This is a genomic window from bacterium (assembly GCA_026416715.1).
GTDB lineage: Bacteria > UBP4 > UBA4092 > JAOAEQ01 > JAOAEQ01 > JAOAEQ01.
This window is the reverse complement of sequence record JAOAEQ010000030.1, coordinates 1-20,641: the sequence shown is the minus strand read 5'-3', so window position 1 is coordinate 20,641 and position 20,641 is coordinate 1. Positions and strand designations below refer to the sequence as shown.

General features: G+C 40.5%; 22 protein-coding genes. 11 read left to right on the top strand and 11 right to left on the bottom strand.

Annotation, left to right across the window (positions count from 1 at the left end):
- The first annotated feature begins 64 nt into the window (after positions 1–64).
- Positions 65–1,711 (top strand): hypothetical protein, encoded by a 1,647-nt coding sequence (locus tag N3A72_11235; protein ID MCX7920155.1) that lies wholly within the window; start codon positions 65–67, stop codon positions 1,709–1,711.
- 51 nt (positions 1,712–1,762) lie between these two features.
- On the opposite strand, the gene N3A72_11230 is transcribed toward N3A72_11235, so the two are convergent.
- The 3 genes from N3A72_11230 to N3A72_11220 all read right to left on the bottom strand — a co-directional run bounded on the left by N3A72_11230 (position 1,763) and on the right by N3A72_11220 (position 3,603).
- Positions 1,763–2,260, bottom strand: a complete 498-nt coding sequence (locus tag N3A72_11230; GenBank protein ID MCX7920154.1) for a cytidine/deoxycytidylate deaminase family protein — start codon at positions 2,258–2,260, stop codon at positions 1,763–1,765.
- Between the two features lie 55 nt (positions 2,261–2,315).
- On the bottom strand, positions 2,316–2,909 hold the full coding sequence (locus N3A72_11225) for an AAA family ATPase (GenBank protein ID MCX7920153.1): 594 nt from the start codon (positions 2,907–2,909) through the stop codon (positions 2,316–2,318).
- Between the two features lie 139 nt (positions 2,910–3,048).
- Positions 3,049–3,603: a flavodoxin family protein gene (locus N3A72_11220; protein MCX7920152.1), complete on the bottom strand. Its 555-nt coding sequence runs from the start codon at positions 3,601–3,603 to the stop codon at positions 3,049–3,051.
- Positions 3,604–3,779: 176 nt separating this feature from the next.
- On the opposite strand from N3A72_11220, the gene N3A72_11215 reads away from it, so the two are divergent.
- Positions 3,780–6,437, top strand: coding sequence for a valine--tRNA ligase (locus N3A72_11215; protein MCX7920151.1), 2,658 nt, complete (start codon positions 3,780–3,782; stop codon positions 6,435–6,437).
- A 472-nt stretch (positions 6,438–6,909) separates the two neighbouring features.
- Here N3A72_11215 and N3A72_11210 read toward each other — a convergent pair whose 3' ends face one another.
- Positions 6,910–7,401 (bottom strand): PH domain-containing protein, encoded by a 492-nt coding sequence (locus tag N3A72_11210; protein MCX7920150.1) that lies wholly within the window; start codon positions 7,399–7,401, stop codon positions 6,910–6,912.
- A gap of 191 nt (positions 7,402–7,592) precedes the next feature.
- Here N3A72_11210 and N3A72_11205 point away from each other — a divergent pair, with 191 nt between their 5' ends.
- From N3A72_11205 to N3A72_11190, 4 genes are all read left to right on the top strand, one after another.
- Positions 7,593–8,246: a GNAT family N-acetyltransferase gene (locus N3A72_11205; GenBank protein MCX7920149.1), complete on the top strand. Its 654-nt coding sequence runs from the start codon at positions 7,593–7,595 to the stop codon at positions 8,244–8,246.
- 155 nt (positions 8,247–8,401) lie between these two features.
- Positions 8,402–9,688 carry a PIG-L family deacetylase gene (locus N3A72_11200; protein ID MCX7920148.1) on the top strand — a complete coding sequence of 429 codons (1,287 nt, stop codon included), beginning with the start codon at positions 8,402–8,404 and terminating at the stop codon, positions 9,686–9,688.
- Positions 9,689–9,715: 27 nt separating this feature from the next.
- A complete protein-coding gene (locus N3A72_11195; protein MCX7920147.1) occupies positions 9,716–10,492 on the top strand; it encodes a polysaccharide deacetylase family protein in 777 nt (258 codons plus the stop codon).
- 20 nt (positions 10,493–10,512) lie between these two features.
- Positions 10,513–11,778, top strand: a complete 1,266-nt coding sequence (locus N3A72_11190; protein ID MCX7920146.1) for an NAD(P)/FAD-dependent oxidoreductase — start codon at positions 10,513–10,515, stop codon at positions 11,776–11,778.
- Here the strand turns inward: N3A72_11190 and N3A72_11185 are convergent.
- The 5 genes from N3A72_11185 to rsmG form a co-directional block, all read right to left on the bottom strand.
- Complete coding sequence (locus N3A72_11185) at positions 11,775–12,287, bottom strand: UvrB/UvrC motif-containing protein (protein ID MCX7920145.1); 513 nt, start codon at positions 12,285–12,287, stop codon at positions 11,775–11,777. The two genes, N3A72_11190 and N3A72_11185, sit on opposite strands and share 4 nt — an antisense overlap.
- A gap of 128 nt (positions 12,288–12,415) precedes the next feature.
- Positions 12,416–13,318 carry a branched-chain-amino-acid transaminase gene (ilvE, locus tag N3A72_11180; protein ID MCX7920144.1) on the bottom strand — a complete coding sequence of 301 codons (903 nt, stop codon included), beginning with the start codon at positions 13,316–13,318 and terminating at the stop codon, positions 12,416–12,418.
- Positions 13,319–13,421: 103 nt separating this feature from the next.
- Positions 13,422–14,105, bottom strand: coding sequence for an ABC transporter ATP-binding protein (locus N3A72_11175; protein MCX7920143.1), 684 nt, complete (start codon positions 14,103–14,105; stop codon positions 13,422–13,424).
- A 78-nt stretch (positions 14,106–14,183) separates the two neighbouring features.
- Positions 14,184–15,398, bottom strand: a complete 1,215-nt coding sequence (locus N3A72_11170) for a lipoprotein-releasing ABC transporter permease subunit (protein ID MCX7920142.1) — start codon at positions 15,396–15,398, stop codon at positions 14,184–14,186.
- Between the two features lie 223 nt (positions 15,399–15,621).
- Complete coding sequence (rsmG, locus tag N3A72_11165) at positions 15,622–16,344, bottom strand: 16S rRNA (guanine(527)-N(7))-methyltransferase RsmG (protein ID MCX7920141.1); 723 nt, start codon at positions 16,342–16,344, stop codon at positions 15,622–15,624.
- Between the two features lie 162 nt (positions 16,345–16,506).
- Here rsmG and N3A72_11160 point away from each other — a divergent pair, with 162 nt between their 5' ends.
- From N3A72_11160 to N3A72_11145, 4 genes are all read left to right on the top strand, one after another.
- The gene (locus tag N3A72_11160) at positions 16,507–17,613 is read left to right on the top strand and encodes a hypothetical protein (protein MCX7920140.1); all 1,107 of its coding nucleotides are present in this window, start codon (positions 16,507–16,509) and stop codon (positions 17,611–17,613) included.
- A gap of 30 nt (positions 17,614–17,643) precedes the next feature.
- Positions 17,644–17,961, top strand: coding sequence for a DUF4190 domain-containing protein (locus N3A72_11155; protein ID MCX7920139.1), 318 nt, complete (start codon positions 17,644–17,646; stop codon positions 17,959–17,961).
- Positions 17,962–18,060: 99 nt separating this feature from the next.
- On the top strand, positions 18,061–18,474 hold the full coding sequence (locus tag N3A72_11150; protein MCX7920138.1) for a zinc ribbon domain-containing protein: 414 nt from the start codon (positions 18,061–18,063) through the stop codon (positions 18,472–18,474).
- 141 nt (positions 18,475–18,615) lie between these two features.
- Positions 18,616–19,107 carry a DUF2085 domain-containing protein gene (locus N3A72_11145; GenBank protein MCX7920137.1) on the top strand — a complete coding sequence of 164 codons (492 nt, stop codon included), beginning with the start codon at positions 18,616–18,618 and terminating at the stop codon, positions 19,105–19,107.
- A 14-nt stretch (positions 19,108–19,121) separates the two neighbouring features.
- On the opposite strand, the gene N3A72_11140 is transcribed toward N3A72_11145, so the two are convergent.
- Both N3A72_11140 and N3A72_11135 read right to left on the bottom strand, forming a co-directional pair.
- Complete coding sequence (locus N3A72_11140; protein MCX7920136.1) at positions 19,122–19,538, bottom strand: DUF2752 domain-containing protein; 417 nt, start codon at positions 19,536–19,538, stop codon at positions 19,122–19,124.
- An 81-nt stretch (positions 19,539–19,619) separates the two neighbouring features.
- Entirely contained in the window at positions 19,620–19,895 is a 276-nt protein-coding gene (locus N3A72_11135; protein ID MCX7920135.1) for a TM2 domain-containing protein, read from the bottom strand.
- A 321-nt stretch (positions 19,896–20,216) separates the two neighbouring features.
- On the opposite strand from N3A72_11135, the gene N3A72_11130 reads away from it, so the two are divergent.
- Positions 20,217–20,641, top strand: a 425-nt coding sequence (locus N3A72_11130) for a CsgG/HfaB family protein (GenBank protein MCX7920134.1), incomplete at its 3' end; no start/stop codon positions are given.

Sequence of the window (20,641 nt, the reverse complement as noted above, 5' to 3'; positions counted from 1 at the left end):
GTATCCATAATAAATTATATGATTAATTATTAACTCTGGCAAATTCAGGGAGGAGGGATTGATTTTGTCTGCCCAAGAACGAGGTTGGTTAACAGGATTATTTATCATTGTAATGCTAACGGTATTTTCAATCTCGTTCTATGCGATTCGCACCAGTACTGATGAATGGTGGCACCTTCGAACCGGTGAGTATATCGTTGAACATCGAGCATTACCACAAAATGATATTTTCGCATATACTTCATTGGATTTACCGTGGGTTAATCACGAATGGCTTGCACAGGTTATCTTCTTTCTGGTCTATGATACGATTGGAATTAAAGGATTTATCTTTTTTAAATCAATAATTATTGTTGCTACTTTTGCGATATTATTCTTCGTTGTTCGCAACCGTGCAAAAAATCCGTATATCGCTTTACTGGTTACCTTGATAGCAGCGTTGGCTTCTCGACATACGCTTTATCCCCGGCCGCCGATTTTTAGCTATCTGCTGATGGCCAGCTATTTATTTCTCCTCTATTCAATAACCGATAAACCTGATAAAAAAATCGCTATACGCTACCTAGCATTATTTCCTATCTTAATGATATTCTGGGTTAACTTGCACGGCGGCGCAATTCTGGGAATTATCTTGGTCGGCAGTTTTCTGGTCGGTAATCTTATTGCAAAGTTGAACAGTAAAATATTACGGCAACCGCTACCAACCGAGCAAACAAAAATACTAGCGATTATCCTTCTCCTCGTCCTTCTCGCTTCGCTAATTAATCCATATGGATATAAAGTATTTAAGTTAACGATTGACGTTATGAAAGATAAAACGCTGGTCGAGAGTATCGGCGAACTTAAATCCCCGGATTTCCATTATACCCATTTTTATGAACTCCTGATTCTCCTCCTGATTATCTCGTTCGCTTGGTCATTAACCGCAGTCACTCCAACAGATTTAATCTTGGTTATTTTCTTTTTACATCAATCATTAAATCATGTTCGACATTTGCCGTTATTTGGGATTATCGCTGCCCCGATTGTCGGCAAACATTTTGCGTTAACCTGGCAGAATCTCTGGACAATGAGCAAAGGTACTCTATCCGATGCTAAAAATCGGAACGAGGGAACCGCATCCTTATCAGTTGAGGAACCGAGTGATATTATGGCAGAACTTGCTCCTGCTAGTAAACCACATAAATTTGAATGGAATAAAATCATCGCGAGTGTTCTAATAATTCTGGTTTTTAGTTACGTCCTTTTTATTGAAGGGCAAATTAAGTTGAACTTCGAAACCATTCAAGGGCCGGGATTCAGGATTCGAGACTATCCAGTTTACGCAGCTGATTTTATTCTCGCTAATGATTTTACCGGAAATATGTTCAATGAGATAAATTCTTCTGGATACCTGATGTGGCGGTTATACCCAAAACATCTGGTGTTTACCGATAATCGATTTGATATTTTCGGCAGTAAATTCTTAAAAGATTTCTATACCGTTACCGAAGTCTGGGATGGCTGGCAACAGGTGTTAGAGAAATACAACATAAATTATTTTATCATTAGCAAAGATAGTTTGCTCGACAGAACGTTAGCGAAAACCGCTGGCTGGGTGAAAGTTTATTACGATGATGGATATGTTATCTACGTAAAGGATATACCATCAAATGCTGAGCTCATTACAAGATGTCAGAATACCTTTAGATTTTGGCAACATAAATCCTAAATATACAAATGCAACTCTCAACACATAAATTTATATTGAGCATTTGGGGTATTACATTCGCGGATATGTTTCTACTTCCTCAGATAGTATCTTGAGTTCTATTCCTGCTTGTTTGAAAAACTTAACGGTATCCTGGTCAGCATGATATCTTTTCTCACAGACTACCCGTTTAATTCCAGCATTGATTATTGCTTTCGCGCAATCGAGACACGGGGTCATCCGGCAATAGATGGTCGCCCCGTCGATAGCAATACCGTATCGTGCCGCTTGAACTATGGCGTTCATTTCCGCATGCGTGGTTCGAACACAATGCTCGGATTTCGTTCCATCTGCGCGATATACCGTTTTAAATAAATGCCCGATTTCATCGCAATGCGGTAATCCGACTGGCGCACCGACATAACCGGTACAGAGGATTCGTTTATCTTTCACAATCACCGCACCCGACCGACCACGGTCGCAGGTCGCTCGTTTTCCCACTTCTCGTGAAATATTGATAAAATATTCATCCCAATCCGGCCGAACATGTTTCTCCTGTTTCTGCGCCATATTTATCTTCTTCTTTGCCATAACATTTCTAGCCGCAGCTAGACACAGATCAATCTTACTTTTGCGACTGATCTGCGTTTATTTGCGGCTTATCTCTCTTCATATTATTAATCTTTTCCAATAGGGTATCAATTTGTCTATACAACTCCTCTAGCGTAGAATCATTGATTACGGTGAATTCTGCCATTTCTGCGGTAGCTTGCAACTGCTGACGATTCGGGTCGGGACTTTCAGATTCAGCTTTTTCCTGTGCCAGGAATTGAGCGAAGGTTTGCACATCTCCCGGTCGTGCTCTTGCTTGAATTCGGTTGAATCTAAGTTGTACCGGCGCATCTATTCGGATAAGCACGAAATCTTCACGAGTTCGCAATGCTTTCACTTCTTCAGGATTACGAATAGAATCTACCACATAATTTTTCCCAGGAACCAGCCGGCTTAATACCCGTTCGGCAAGTATCGCGGGGCCGAATTTAGCGCGTAGCTCATTGCCGATTTCCGTTAGTAATTCCCGGGTTTCCGGCATACCTCGAGATTTAAGCTCTGCGCGAATCTCATCGGATAACGAACAATATTCAAATCCTTTTTGAACCAAATATTCCGCGCAAACGCCTTTTCCTGAACCGATTGTTCCGACTAACCCGATTATCATAAAGATATACGATAGATATACAAAACCATTTTATTTAAAAATGCAAATTTCGGAGATGAATCACGGCGATTATTTCCATAATATTTGTTTGATTATCTTACTATGATAAGCTTACTTATCTCAATAGCGTGAATCGTCGTTACTCACTAATTTTTTTCCCAAGTTCATACGCTTCCGCAATTCGGTCTTTTTCCTTAAGGATTTCGCCTTTTCGGGTAACCCCACCTACAATAAGTTTTGCGATTAGTTCTATCTGAAGATAATCGAAACATTTCTCGAAAAAGGTTTCTACTAGCGATGCAGTAGCAGGATTATCTTCTTCAAACGGAACCGCAATAATCGCTTGTTTCCTTACAATCTTCTTTCTATTTTCAGGGCAGTTGAAATACACGAACCGGTCGATAAACATTTTCATCAATGCAGTCGGTCCATACCAATATACCGGCGTACCGAAAATAATAATATCGCTATCAATAATTTTTGAATATATCGCGTTCATATCATCCTGTTTACTACACGGATTCCCTTTCCAGCAAACGTGGCATCCATCGCATTCTCGGATATCCAAATCAGCGAGATAAACCGTATCGGTTTTCGCTGCTTGACTCTTTGCGCCTTCGATGATTTTGGAAACTAAAATATCGGTGTTCCCGTTCTTTCGTGGACTACCCACGATACCTAATATTTTTTTCATTCGATAACTCCGGTGTATTTGGAATAGATATTTCGTGCAAAATATAGTAGCGTAGGCTATCAACCTACGTCAATACCAGATATCAAACTAATATCCTGACTAACAGTCGGCGGGAGTTTATAGTATAATGTAGTATTAAATTTTTCAAAAGCAATGGGATTTTTTTGCTATCGATTATGGCGCAACCAGCTAATTTAACCACAAAATATGACCCGAAATCTACCGAAGCTAAATGGTATCAATTCTGGGTTGATAAAGGATATTTCCATGCGGATGAACATTCCGATAAACCACCGTATGTGATTGTCATTCCGCCACCGAATATTACCGGAATCCTGCATATCGGTCATGCATTTAATAATACCTTACAAGATGTACTGATTCGCTGGAAACGCATGCAAGGATTTAATACCCTCTGGTTGCCAGGAACTGACCATGCGAGTATCGCGACGCATAATGTTATCGAACGCAAGTTGAAAGAACAAGGGAAATCGAGACAAGATATCGGTCGGGAAGAATTCCTAAAACTCGCCTGGGAATGGAAAGAACAATATGGCGGAACGATAATCAATCAGCTGAAAAAACTCGGCTGTTCTTGCGATTGGTCGCGTACTCGGTTCACGATGGATGAAGGGTTATCCCGTGCAGTTCGAGAAGTGTTCGTCCGTCTTTATGAAGAAGGATTAATCTATCGTGGAAATTATATTATCAACTGGTGTCCGCGATGTCATACCGCGTTATCCGATGATGAAGTTGAACATAAAGAAACGAAAGGATATTTGTATTATATTAAATATCCGGTACATGGCACGAATCGGTTTATTACCGTAGCAACGACTCGACCAGAAACAATGCTCGGTGATACCGCAGTTGCGGTTCATCCGAACGACGAACGGTATCAGGATTTAATTGGAAAAACTGCAATTCTCCCCTTATTAAAACGACCGATACCAATTATTGCGGATGATTATGTTGACCCGAAATTCGGTACTGGCGCATTAAAAATCACACCTGCCCATGACCCGAACGATTTCCAGGTGGGATTGAAACATCGTCTGCTCCAAATCAATGTGTTTACTACCACCGGAATGATTAACGACAACGGAGTACAATATGCTGGGCTAGACCGATATGCGGCTCGGAAAAAAGTGGTTGAAGATTTGAAAGCTGAAGGACTGTTAGAGAAAACAGAAGATTATCTCCATCAAGTCGGACATTGTTATCGCTGTCATACGACTATCGAACCATATCTTTCGTTGCAATGGTTCGTCAAAATGCGACCGCTAGCAGAACCGGCTATTGCTGCAGTTAAACAAGGAAGAATCAGGTTTTATCCGGAGAGCTGGACGACAACCTACTACCACTGGATGGAAAATGTTCGGGATTGGTGTATTTCCCGTCAGTTATGGTGGGGTCATCGGATACCGGTCTGGTATTGTGATACCTGCGGGAACGAAACGGTTACCCGAACTGACCCGACTGTCTGCGTCCATTGCGGAAGTGGACTGATTACGCAAGACCCAGATATTCTCGACACCTGGTTCTCATCCGCGCTCTGGCCATTTTCTACCCTCGGCTGGCCGGAAGAAACGAAAGATTTAAAAGTATTCTATCCCACATCAGTTCTGGTTACCGCGTATGATATTATTTTCTTCTGGGTTGCGCGTATGATCATTATGGGATTGAAGTTTCGCAACGATGTTCCATTTCGAGATGTTTATATCCATGCATTAGTCCGAGACGCTACCGGAAGAAAAATGAGCAAATCGCTCGGAAACGCTATTGACCCACTCGAAGTCATGGAACAGCAGGGAACCGATGCGGTTCGGTTTACGCTCTGCGCATTAGCGGCACAAGGCCGGAATATTAATCTTTCTGAAGAACGAATTGAAGGATACCGGAATTTTGCGAATAAGATTTGGAACGCATCCCGCTTGGTTCTCATGAATCTAGACGAGAAATCCGAAATCCGAAATACGAAATCCGAAATGGATAAGCTATCGTTAGCTGACCGATGGATACGCAGTCGGTTGAATACCACGGCAAAAAAGGTTGATGAAGGGTTAACCGACTATGAATTCGATAAAGCTGCGCATGCACTGTATCAATTCATCTGGCATGAATATTGTGATTGGTATCTAGAGTTGATTAAACCGCGGTTGCGCGGAACGAATGAAGAAAAAAACACCGCGTTATCGGTAGCTATCTATGTTTTCGATAATACTTTACGTTTATTGCATCCGTTCATGCCATTCATTACAGAAGAAATATGGCAGCAGCTTCCGATAAAGAAAGAAACTGAAAGTATCATGATTGCTGACTGGTGTAGATATGACATGAATTTAGTTGATGCCGCTGCAGAAACTCATATGGATATCCTGATGCGCGTTGTCGTGAGTATTCGCAATATTCGAAGTGAAATGAATATTCCGCCAGCGATGAAATCAGAAGTATTAATTCAATCGAACAATGCAGCGAAACGCAATTTATTACATCAGTATGCTCACTACATAAAGACATTGGTTCCTATATCCGAACTACAGATTACTGAACAGGTATCGTTACCTAAAACGGTTTCAACGGCTATTGTTGATGATATAGATGTCTATATTCCGATGCCAACAGAACTGATAGAAACTGAACGGAAACGGCTGCAAACCGAAATTGACAAGCTGAAAAAAGAGATAGCCTTTGTTGAAAACAAATTAAAAAATGAATCGTTTATCCACCGAGCACCAGCAGCAGTAGTCCAAAAAGAAAAAGATAAATTCACCCAGTTAACTAATGAACTCGGAAAACTGCAGGAGAAACTATCCCTATTCTCGAAAAGATGATATCTTCTGAGCGAAGCTGTTATTTTAACTCTTTAATCATATCGCACCCGAGATAAATGAGCATACCGATTAGAAAAAGAGCGGAAATCGCAGGGGTATCCCATTATCGTTAACGAGAAATTCGCCGTTATTATTTTGAACCAGTTCATCTAACTGAAACAATAATGCAGTAATCCTATTGTTTGCCATAAGTTGTCTGACGATAGATTCTTCAGAAGTCCAGCAAACCACTTCTCGTCCTTGAATGGTTGATGGGAGTTTAATGCGTTTAACTCCGAATATTTTGGGGAAAAACCAATGTTAAGAGAAGAAATCCCATTTATGTTTTTTACTGGGTTTGACAAACAAGTATAATCCCAAATTTAATAGTCGCGTATGCGGAAATTTTAATTCCGCATAATCATTTTCATCCTTACCGTTATCAAATTTAACCGACTAGAATAAAAAGTTTATGTCTTTTTCCGGAGTCGTTTTATTTCAGTGTTTGTAGAGAAATAATCTGTTCTTGTACTTTTTTCCGAAACTCTAGCGGTTTAGCTATTAATGCGAACGATTCTTTGGTTCCACCGGTTCCGCTAACAATAATTGTGCCGTAGTTAAGAATCCTGCCAAGAATACTCTGGTCAACGCCAATTCCTTCGATTTTAGATATCAATAGCTCAAACGAGTTCCGGCTGATAAATCCGACTTTAATCAACACCCGGCTAGTAGTTACCCCGAATTCGGATGATATATATTTCAACCACGCTGGAATAAACAAAATTACCGAAAGAAAAATTAAAACGCTAGCAATGATATAATAGAATCTGCGTATATCCTCAACTATTGGATAAAACATACCTAATAAATATACAAGAATCGCGAGTATCAATAAAATGATTGATTTTGTATAGATAATCCAATGCAGTTTAGTGCGAAATACCACGTGCTCACCTGCAACCAGATTTCTATCAATATAGCCCATATAAAACCCTTTCATTCAAATACATACAACTTAACATCAAAGGAACTAATTCTGCAAGAGGTAAACCTAATTTCAAATATGATATCCTACCGAACCATTATCTTGTTCAAATCAGATACGCAATGTTAAAATTTTTATATCGTATCAGCATGTTTTCTGTTGTTTGCTAATTGTTGAAGAAATTGTAGGTTATGATGGAACTGAATACTATTGTCATCCGTAACTATCAACCAATCGATCGCGAGTCGGTTCGCAGAATCAGTTGTATGACTGCGTTTCTGGAGGAACCGCATAATCTATTTATTGATAATGAAGATATTCTTGCCGACATCTTAACCCGTTATTTTACTGATTATGAACCGGAATCGTGTTTTGTCGCCATGGACAACCCGCGAGTTGTCGGATATCTTATTGGGTCAACAGACATCCGGAAAGTACGCATTGGGTATCTAAAAAGGATTCTCCCGAACGTTATCGTTCGTGGAATAAAAACCGGAACAATTTTTCACGGGAATACTGTCCGCTTACTATGGCATATCTTCCTTAGCTTAATGAAAGGCGAATTTCGTATTCCCGATTATTCTAAAGAATATCCGGCTACGTTGCATATCAATTTGGATAAACAATATCGGGGACGCAATATCGGTAGTAAACTACTTGGATATTACATAACGTATTTAAAATCAAACAATATTCCTGGAGTTCATTTTGGAACCGTTTCAGAATCAGCGAAACTTTTTTTTCAGAAAATGGGATTTGAATTATTATATTCAACTAAATTGACTTGTTTACACTATCATTTCGGCTACGATTTACCCTATTATATTTTTGGTAAAAAGTTATAATGAACACTGAGGTGCCGCGATGAAAACCTAAATATTGATTATTACACTGTTTTAAAACAAATGGAATTATGGTCAATCTACGATTTTCTTTGAGTCCTCTTAGCTTAGTGTTATTTTGCATAACCTTCATTACAAGATTATGCGCTCAGACGAATTTGACGCTTTCCCACTCCGACCGAATCCTAATTCTTGCTCCGCATCCGGATGATGAAGTACTTGGGTGTGCTGGAATAATCCAAGCTGCAGTAAAATTACGGGTTCCCGTCCGCGTTGTCTTTTTAACCTATGGCGATAACAATGAATGGTCATTTTTCGTCTATCGAAAACATCCGGTATTGTTACCGAAAGCGGTTAAACAAATGGGATTAATTCGACATGAGGAAGCAATTCAAGCGGATGCAATGCTAGGTATCCCCGCGAATCAGATAACTTTTTTAGGATATCCCGATTTTCGAACCCTGCGTATCTGGTTATCCCATTGGAACAAAAGTCCAGTTGCGGAAAGTATGTTTACCCGAGTTACCGCCGTACCGTATCCGAACGCATTTCGTCCGGGAGCACTCTATAAAGGAGATGAGATACTCAAAGATATCACCGCCATTCTTCGTGAATATAAACCGACTAAGATATTCCTTTCGCATCCAGCTGATTTTAATCCAGACCATCAAGCATTATATCTATTCACGCAAATTGCGTTATGGAATTTACACGACGAAATCCAGCCGTCACTTTATCCTTATCTAATTCATTATAAGAATTGGCCTAAACCAAGAAAATACATACCGAACCAACCGCTGGTTATGCCATACGTATTGCAGCAGGAGATCGTCTGGCATCAATATCATTTGCAACCTGACGAGATATTCCACAAACTTGCTGCATTAAACAAACATAAAACACAATATGAATCTCATCGCTCACTTTTGATTTCGTTTGTTCGGAATAATGAAGTATTTGGTGATTTTCCGACGCTGTTTTTAAACCCAAATTCAGTTCCGACTATGGTTTCCAAGGGCAACTCTCAACCATTAGATATACCCGAACAGCTTACTGAAATTGAGCAGTTAGATTATATTGGTGTTGAACAGCGGCTAATCCATATCGATACGCAAAATAATCTTGTGTTAACAATTAAACTTTCTCGTTCTATCGGGAAAACGGTTAGCGTATCCGTATATGTTTTTGGATATCGACACGACCGAAATTTCGCTTCGATGCCGAAACTGCATATTAATTTTGGGTTATTACGGCATCAAATTTTCGACCAAAATACTTTACTACCTCTTAATATAGTTAAAATCAACCGAACTCCGCAGGAAATTACAATGTATATTCCGTTACATATACTTGGCGATCCCCAGCAAATATTAACCAGTGCTAGGACTTATTTAACAGAAGTACCATTAGACTGGGCAGCTTGGAGAATTATTAAAATTAAATAGTCAAATGAATTTAACGAAAGGGAGATAATGATGAAATTGGGTAATAAAATCAAGATCCCTGCTTGTTTATTTATCTTATTGAGTTTTTCTTTATCCTTAAGTAAAGATACTAATTTTGCTCAGAAAGCAATGTATCCACCACCGTTGAGTTTCGATAGTATCATTGATTATCGTTTATACGAAGCCTTATTAAAAGGAATCAATACGCGTGTAATCTGGGCAGGAAATAATCAGAATAAATATATTGCATTGACGTTTGATGATGGTCCGAATCCGAAATATACACCCAAGGTGTTGAAAATATTAGAACAGGAACAAGTACGGGCAACATTTTTTTTAATCGGGCACCATGCGGAGCAGCAACCAGAATTAGTTAAACAAATCCATCTCGCTGGACATGAAATTGGTAATCATACTTATTCCCATGTTATGTTAACCAAAGTACCGTCTATAAAAATCAAACAAGAACTTGAGCGAACGCGGGATATTGTTCAGAAATTAACTGGAACAAATACGGTTTTGTTTCGTCCGCCATGGGGGGTATTCAATGGCCGGTCATTAGCAGAACTTGCGTTACGGAAATTCGATGTAGTACTCTGGTCGGTCGATTCTCGGGATTGGTCGAGACCAGGAATCGCTGCCATTAAAAAGAATATTTTAAACTCAGTTCGAAACGGTTCTATCATCCTCTGTCATGATGACCATGATCAAATAGTAACAGCGCTACCGGAGATAATTCATGAACTTAAATCGCACGGCTATAAATTCGTTACGGTATCGGAAATGATGAGCAGTTCCTTATAATCTAATCCACTCCTAACACCATGACGTTTTCGCATGTCAACATTGTTAAACCAATACTGGTTATTGGTGGCGGTCCGGCAGGGATGCTCGCCGCTGGAACCGCAGCGAAATTCGGCGCTAAAGTTATTCTGCTAGAAAGAAATAGCCGATTGGGTCTGAAACTCGGATTAACCGGACACGGACGGTGTAACTTGACCAGGGATGAACGAGCTATGAGCTCGTTCATCCTTGGATACGGAAAAACTGGGAAATTCTTATATTCTGCAATCACTGCTTTTTCGAACTGGGATACCATCCGGTTCTTTGAATCGCTTGGAGTTAAGACGAAGACCGAGCCTGATGGCCGGGTATTCCCGAAATCGGATAACGCCGCGGAGGTTGTTCAAGCATTACATCGCTATCTGATTGAAAATCATGTGCAGATTGTATATAACTCTCGAGTAACCAAAGTTATAAAACAATCGAATAAGGTTATTGGCGTTACAACGGTTGATCATCGTTTTTATCCAGCATCAGCAGTAATTCTATGTACAGGCGGGAAATCATATACAGCAACCGGGTCAACCGGAGATGGATTTACAATAGCACAACAACTTAACATTCAAGTTAACCCGTTGCGTCCCGCATTAGTCCCTGTAGAAACCGCTGAACCTTGGATTCAACAATTGAAAGGTATCTCGCTTAATAACATTCGATTGACTACCCAAACGAACCCTAAAAAACTGCAGGTTCAGGGAGATATCATTTTCACGCATTTTGGCCTCTCCGGTCCGATTATACTGGATAATAGCGAACTCCTCGGTTCTCTCCTACATCAGGGGTTAGTATCGCTGAATTTAGACTTATGTCCTGGTGAAACAGTATCCAGTCTAGACAATCGGTTTCGTTCGTTATTTCTCGAACATCCAAAACAGCAGATCCAGACCGCATTATCCGCTCTATTACCGCAGAGAATCATCGCAGTTATTTTAGAACGAGCAAAAGTTCCGCCCGTGAAATCGGTATCCCAAATAACGAAACCTGACCGAATCAACATAATCAAATATATCAAGCAGTTCCCAATTACGATAACGCGACTCCGTCCGCTGGAAGAAGCTATGGTTACTGCTGGTGGAATTGCTATTGAAGAAATCAATTCAAAAACGATGGAGTCGAAGCGAATTAACGGATTATATTTTGCAGGAGAAATAATTGATGTAACCGGGAAATCCGGTGGATATAATCTCCAGATGGCATTTAGTACCGGTTACCTTGCTGGGAAAAGTGCGGCTACGAAGCAGTGTTAAATCATCTCTGCCTTTTTAATTGCATCCCGAAGTTGTGCCGCGCGTTCAAAATCTTCTTCTTTTAATGCCAGTTGTAACTGCCGACGTAATTCATGGAGTTCTTTATTCAATTCGACCAGCCGATTCGCGTGCGGTGGCATTTTCCCCTGATGGTCACAGCTACCATGTAACCGACGCAAAAGCGGTTCAAGTTCTGCAGCAAACGTCGTATAACATTCCGGACAACCGAGCCGACCGAGTTCGCTGAATTTCGTGAAACTTAACTGGCATCGCGGGCAAACGAGATTTTTTTCTTTACCAATCTGACCACCGTTTTTATCTTCTGCAGCAATATAATTCAACAAACTCGCTAACGCATCTTCGATATTCAATTTAACTAATCCGGCAATTTCCATACCTTCTTTTTCCGCACAACTCTGGCAGAGATGGATTTCAGTTATCTGATTATTGACTATATTCGTTCGGTGGAATGTCGCCTGTGCTTTTTTACATATATCACACAAAATCATAATTCAAAGTTCAATATTCCATTTACATTTTAACCTTGAAAATAGTTACTTGCTAATTTTGCCTTTAATTCTTTAATCTGTTTATGCTCGTATCGGTATATTTGACATTTGGATTGTGGATTTGGCATTTATTTTGTATATACCGGCACCCCTTCCCGCTGGGTTAATCTTCTAAATGCTCTAATCAGTTTTAGTGTTAAAGGACCGGGACTACCATCACCGATAATCCGCTGGTCGATTTTAACCACGGGGACAACTTCTGCAGCGGTGCCAGTCAGAAAACATTCATCCGCATTAAATAAATCGAATCGAGTCAATATATATTCTTTCGTTTCGATGTTCATCTTGGTTGCTAATTCGATTACCGTTGCTTTTGTAATTCCATCTAACGCTCCCATATAAGCTGGCGGAGTCATTAATACTCCATCTTTAACAATAAAAATATTATCTCCGGTACATTCCGCTACATATCCCTCAGAATTCAACATCACCGCTTCCTGTACGCCAGCATGTTTTGCTTCTATTTTCGCTAAGATGTTATTTAAATAATTCAATGATTTAATGTTCGGATTCAATCCTTCCGGAATATGCCGCCGGGTTGGAACCGTGATAATCTCTAATCCTTTGGTATAATATTCTTCCGGATATAATCCGATGGTATCCACAATAATAAAAATAAATGGTTTCGGACATTTCCACGGCGCTAATCCTAAATCTCCTTCACCCCGAGTTACCACCAACCGAATATATCCATCCCGCAGTTTATTCGCGCGAATAGTCATCAACGTCGCTTCCTTCAACTGGTCATAGGAAAGCGGGATTTCGAGCATAATCGCTCGCGCTGAACGATATAACCGTTTAAGATGATCATCAAACTTGAATACGCGACCGTTATAAATCCGAATCCCTTCAAACACACCATCGCCATAGAGCAACCCATGGTCGTAAACAGATACTTTCGCTTCTTCTCTCGGCACCAATTTTCCATTTAAATATATATATTGCTGCTTCTTTGGTTTTTGTTTCTGCACTCGGAACACTTCCCCTCTCTCTAAAAATTTACTTACAATAGAATCCCAGAATTTCCGTTTTTTCGTGCTTCAGTTTTTTAGTTTCTTCTCGATAAATATAATATCATAATTTTTTCTCTTCAACAACCCGTCCTTCAACCAGACGAATTAACCGATGCGCTTGATGTGCTATCGTTTCATCATGGGTAACTAAGACAAATGTTTGTTTATTCTGTTCGTTCAAATGCCAGAGCAATTCCAGCATCTTCGCTCCGGTAGCACCGTCCAGATTCCCAGTCGGTTCATCCGCCAGAACTACTGCCGGGTCGTTAACGAGCGCTCGCGCTAACGCTACCCGCTGCTGCTCACCTCCGGAAAGTTCGCCTGGTTTATGATGTCCTCGATCCGGTAATCCGACCTGTTCTAATAGGTAAGTAGCTTTTTCTTTCGCTTGTTTCTTATTTCTTCCAGCGATTAGTTGCGGGAGCATAATATTTTCTGCAGCGGTAAATTCGGGTAGTAAATGATGAAATTGAAAGAGAAACCCGATTCGTTTATTTCGGATACTTGCAATTGCGGAATCGGATAAGGATAATACTTCTTGTCCATCCAATCGAACTTCACCAGCAGTCGGTCGGTCAAGAAATCCGAGCAGATGTAATAAGGTACTTTTCCCTGCACCGGATGGGCCAACAATCGAAATAATTTCTCCAGATTCAATTGCGAGATGTATCCCTTTCAACACCTCAATCCAGATATGACCTGACCGATACCGTTTATGCAGGTTAATTGCTTCTAGTAAAGACATAGAATTTAATGAAACAAATAAAATGTACAATTAACGATGCAACAGTAACATTTTAAATTGACCAGTGAACATTAAGCATTACTCATATCGAATCGCTTCAATCGGGTCTAACCGACCCGCTTGCCAAGCCGGATATACCGCTGCAACTAAACATATCATAATCGCACTGACCATAATCAAAATAACCGTTGCCGGTTCGATTTCGACTGGTAAGGTTGAAATATAATAAATATCCTGCGGTAATGAAATAAACTTATATTTGTCTAATGCGAGACAGGTGGTTATACCGCCGAGTGCACCGAGTATGGTTCCAATGATTCCGATAACCAGTCCTTCAAGTAAAAAGATAAACGAGATACTGCGTTGGGTTGCGCCCATCGTTTTTAGAATTGCGATATCCTTATTTTTCTCCATAACCACCATAATCAAAGTGCTGATAATATTAAATGCAGCTACAACCACAATTAGCGAAAGAATAATAAACATAACCGTTTTTTCGAGTTTTAACGCGGAGAAAAGTTCGCGATTCATCACATCCCAACTCCGGATTAGATATCGGTTGCTTAAATTTCGGGTCATTCGCGTAGCGATATTTTTCGCTTGATAGATATCGTTCACTTTAACTTCTATTCCGGTAACTTTATCTGGTGCCATATCGAAAAACTTTTGGGCTAAATCCAGCGGAATATACGCTAATCCGGAATCATATTCATACATTCCGGAATCGAATATACCACATACTTTACAGATGCTAGTTCTCGGAACCAACCCCAATGCGGTCTGAACTACTTTCGAAAAAACGATTACCTGACTCCCCAGCCCTACCCCCAAATGGAACGCTAATTCCTTCCCGATAACAATATCATTGGTTCCTAACCGCGGTAATTGCCCTTGGATAATATTTTTACCGATATCAGTTACTTGCGCTTCATATTTCGGGTCAATCCCCATCAACACAACCCCTTGCATAGTTATATCTGACTGGAGCATCCCCTGGATACTGATAAACGGTGCCGCAGAAACCACTCCAGGTTCTTTTCTAACCTGCGCGAGCACCTCTCGATATTGCGGTAATTCGGTTTCATCAGCGGACATAATGACGATATGCGATTTCGTGCCGAGAATTTTAGTCCGTAAATCACGGTCGAATCCGTTCATTACCGCAATAACGATGATTAACGCCATCACGCCAAGAGTTACCCCAGCAACGGAAATAAGCGTGATAATCGAAATAAACGTTTGTTTTCGTTTCGCTTTAAGATAACGGAGACTGATAAACCATTCGTAGCGCATAGATACCAACAGGTTCTCCAAGTTAATATTAAATTTAAAATAAAGTTAATTGTAGCACGATAAGAGAAATAACCACAAATTGATGCATTGTGATATAACAGAAAAATCAGGTTTACCATCAGTGAACCTGATTATGATAAAATGTTCTCTATTGATTTATTTAGGATTATAGAGCAAACTATCCAATGGAGAACTTGCTCTGAAATAGGTATCTGAATAGGTATTAGCTAGAAATAACCAGCGGTCGTTTTTGCGGGATACCAGCGCGACGTGGATATTGTTGCGAAGTATGTACCGATTTCTTAATCAGAACCAGATATCGTTGTCTATCCGAATTCGGAATATCTATTGGAATTAGTTGTTCAATCATCCCGCCACATAATGAGATAGCTATTCTCGATTTAGCTATCTGTTCATCTGCATCGCTACCCAGCATGGCAAGATAAGTTCCTTGTAATTGAACAAAGGGCAACGCTAATTCAACGGCGACCGGTAATTGCGCTAATGCACGAGTTACGACTACCTTATATTGTTCCCGATACTGAGTGAGTCGCGCGAGTTTTTCCGCTCGGTCGCAGAGGATATCCGTTTGCGCTAATTCAAGTGTATTAACCGCTTCATCAAGAAACCGACACTTCTTTTGAATTGATTCAATCAAGGTTAGTCGTATTTGTGGAATAACAATTTTTAATGGGATTCCTGGAAATCCAGCTCCAGCACCGATATCAAGTAGAGTAATTGAATCTTCAATAATCCCACTTTGCAGACAGGTTAATGAGTCCAGAAAATGCCGTTGAATTACGGTTTCCGCAGCCGCATCAGCGACCAGATTAACCTGCTGATTCCATTCTTGTAATAGTTCGAGATATTTTCGGAATTGGTCAATCTGTTTAGCGGATAAGGTAAACCCAAGTTTTTCTGATACCCAACTTTGGAATGATTCCAATTGATTCTCCATCGTATCAATAATTGTACCATTATTAATTTCCTATCCGCAAACTACATCGTTTTCCATTTTAAACTGATAATTGAAAATTTTACATTGAATATTTTGACTTGATATGCTATTATCCTTACTAATTCTACAATTCAGAAAGGTGGTTTTTCTATGCAATGTCGAAATCATATTGACCGGGAAGCGGTGGCAATGTGTATCAGTTGCCAGAATTTTTTCTGTACAGAGTGTAAAACCGTAATCGATGGAAAAAATTATTGTTTACCCTGCGCAGAAAAAATCCAAGCTGCTTCTGCAATATCTGCACCAGCAGAATCTTCTCCATCAACTAGTGAACCGCCCTTTGCGACCCCGCCGCAGACTCCGGTTATACCGTCACCTGTATCGCAATCAACCGCACCGACTTCAGCACCGACCGATAAAAAGAAATCCGGTTGTTTGAAATGGGCTATTATTGGCATCATATTATTTCTCGTTTTCACGGCTTTAGCGATTGGCGCACTTTATTTCGCGTGGAAATATTTCGTGCCGAAACTCAAACCGGCAGTTGAACAGCAAATCGCAAAATCGGACTCGGAATCATCTCTCGGTGAAGATACAACGGCAGATGAAACACTTGAAGAGAGTACATCCGGTGAAGGAGAATCCGCAACGGAACCAGCAGAAGCTGAAAAACCGCAACCGGCAGAATCACCTGATATATCACAAACCGAACCGAGTTCCGCTGAACCAAATTCAACCCCGCCTGCTTCTGAACTACCGGCTTCGCAGGAACCAGTCAATCGTCCTTCAGGAATCATCCCGCCACCGAAACCGGTTCAGCCGATTGAATATACGAAATTAGAACCATTTCTCCCGAAACCAATTTCCGGCTGGCGAATTAGCCGAACTAATTCCGGAAATTTCGAACAGGAAAATTATCTCTATACCCGCGCAGAACGAGAATACCTTAATCCACGTGAGAGAAGTAAAATTATCATCACCATTTCTGATTATGGCCGGAATCCGCGAATGTATCGGAAATTCCATCGTCCGTCACTCTATTCGAATGCAGATGGATATTTGAAATTGGTGCCCCTACCAACCTTTGGATACCCAGCGATAGAAAAAATGGAATACGCTACGCGAACTGCAGAATTAGCGATTGAGGTTGACCGACGGTATGTCGTTGAAATCAAAGGTGAGAATATCTCTGATACTACAGTTTTATATGGATATGCCAATCAGATAGATTTAACCAATCTAGCGCAATTGCGCTAAAAAATTGTTAGGAAAGGATATGATAACAATATGAACGTTTCCCCTCAACCACAATTCAGTTCTCCAGTTCAATCGGATAAAGCGAGTTCGGAAGCAACCACCGCTTTAGTCCTGGGTATACTAAGTATCGCTTGCTGCACTCCATTAGGAATTGCGGCGTGGATTATCGGTTCCGGTGAATTAAAGCGAATTCAAGCCGGATTATCTTCTCCTGCAGGTAAAGGGTTTGCGCTCGCGGGAATGATTATGGGAATTATCGGCACAATATTTCTTATTATTAGCGTTATTATAGGATTCTTATACCTGGTATTTTTCGGGGGAATGGCATTATTTAGTGGCGGAACCTGAGGTACATAGTTCAACTCAGGGTTCTGGAAGAACTCACTATACAATGGGCTTTTAAATAATAAATAATAAATGATTATTTTACGGAAAGGAGATTCATCTGTGTTTTGTCCATCATGTGGAACTCAGGTTGATAGTAGCGCGCAGTTCTGCCCGAATTGCGGAACCAAAGTCGAGCCGCCGACTAGCCAACCAACCGCTTCACCGCCTCCACAAGCTGCTCCGGCACCGGCACCGAAACGTGACCCAACGATAGCGATGTTACTCGAACTACTCCCGGCATTATTCGGTTTCCTCGGTATCGGCTGGATTTATATCGGCGAAACCAATAAAGGCATCATGTTTCTCGTTGGATATATTCTTATTGTGATAGTAGAATGTATTCTATTATTTATGTTCTCGATATGCACCTGTGGATTAGGGTCATTCGCGTATCTCATTATTCCAGTCCAAAATATTATCTGCGGAGTTATCTCCGGTAAGATGGTGATGGACCAAGCAAAAAAACAAGGTTAATACCTAATTTACCATAAGTCAATATCTTTTGTGGATATCAACCTTCGCTGAATCAGGTGATGCTGGGTAAAACCCCAAGATTTTGTATCCACTATATAGTCTCGAGCTCAAGCCTGGGGCTATTCATCTCGTATCGTTGCAGTGAGAAATACATTCTGGCAACAAACTGAACGAATCTTACGTCCATTAATTCCGTGGTTACCGCTGCTTATCTCGATTGTATTAACTATCCTTGCGGTAATTATCCTTAGCGCTCCACTTTTTGCTGTGTTCAATCTTTCCTTTATATCACAACCGCTCTATGCGCTTGGTAGGCTTTGCTGTCATCAATTACCAGAACGTAGTTTTTCCTTTTTCGGCCACCCTTGGGGATTATGCGCGAGATGTAGCGGGTTTTATCTTGCGTTCTGGTTAGTAGCGATATCGTTTCCGCTTTGGCGAACCTGGCTCAACAACTTCCCGCTACGTTATTTTCTCATTTTACTTATCCCGTTTAGTTTCGACTGCCTGCTGCAATTTCTCGGGTGGTATCCCGGCAACAACTGGGTGCGGGTAACTACTGGCGGTTTAGCTGGTTTCGGTACTGGATTAACGCTTTTAAGCTGTTTTATTAACCAACAGGTAAGAAAATGAAAGGTTGTGTATATCTATCTATGTGATAAAGTATCAATAATTCGATACGCCCAGAATGAAATGATAAAAATGATAAACAGCGGAATCAATCGTCGTTTAGTTTTTTCGGAAAGTACTATCGTAACCGTTTTTTGATTGAATAATTCTACTATTGCACGAAGCCATAAGCCAATACCAATTAAGAAAACCAGCGGACCAAACGGATGGTATTGAAATGAAGTTAGGAACTGTCCTTTAGCGAACGCACTTAATGACCGGGTTAACCCGCAACCCGCACAGGGTAATCCGGTTAAATAACGGAAATAACATAAGACTATTCCTTGGTCATTCGGATGCCAGAAATATGCTACTACCATCACCACGGTCAATATGGCGAATATCGTCCAACTTTGAGTTCGGTCATTAACAGGTTGAACTTGGATTAACCTCATTACCCTATTAAGTAAATCGGGGAATAGCCCGAATATGTTTGAGAACTATTCCCCTCGCAAACTATATCCTTTTACTTTACCCTATTTCTTATATAACGGTTGCCCGTTCGCATCGACCATTTTCATGGTTGCAATCTGGACTATATCATAAATCCACCAGATTAACCCGCCGATACCGCAGGTACAAATCGTTACTGCGATTTTTGCTATACCGAGTCCAATATATCCTAAATAAAATCGGTCTACACCCCAGCCACCTAATAATATCGAAAGTATCAATGCAACTAACCAATCTTTTTGTCCGGGAGCCGGACCCGATGATGCTGGAGCTGAAGATGGCGGCGTTTCTCCACTCATTTGGTTATTCACCTCCTTCACCCCGAACGTAATCGTGGGATTTACGATTTTGTTTTTTTCACTTAACTTGTATCATATAATTCTGAAATATGTCAACTTATTTATGCGAAAAAGAATTAAAATATTTTGCGGTAGTGACTTGATTTACAAACTTGATTACAATTTAGTATCGTCAATTCAAACTCGATTATTCTATTCGCGAACAATAACACTGCTTGATATAGATAAGAAACACATCTACTTTAGATAGATGAAATATTTGCAAAATTGAACCTGATAGTGCTATACTCATACTATATTTTTTGAGATAGGAAAGCGAAAATGGACTTACCGAAATTAATTTCAAGTTTGGTTATTTTGCTTTTTGGTTTTGTTACTTTAAATGTTGGACAAACTACTTCGCAACCGGTACTCCCGAAAATTGCGGTACTCGATTTTGAAGCTATCGGCGGAAGTATCGATACTACTCTCGGTCGAGGAGTAGCTGAAATTCTACTATCGGCATTAACGAAATCGGAAAAATATCAGGTGGTTGAACGCCAGCAATTAGCTAAAGTATTAAAAGAGCAGAAACTGCAGATGACTGATTTAATTGACCCGAAAAGCGCGGTTGAAATCGGGAAAATCCTCGGGGTTGAAACCATTGTTGCCGGGTCGATTGTTAAAATGGGCAGAACCTATACGATAACCCCACGGTTTATTGAGGTTAAAACCGCGACGGTTAAAAAGAGCGAAAATCTGACTTG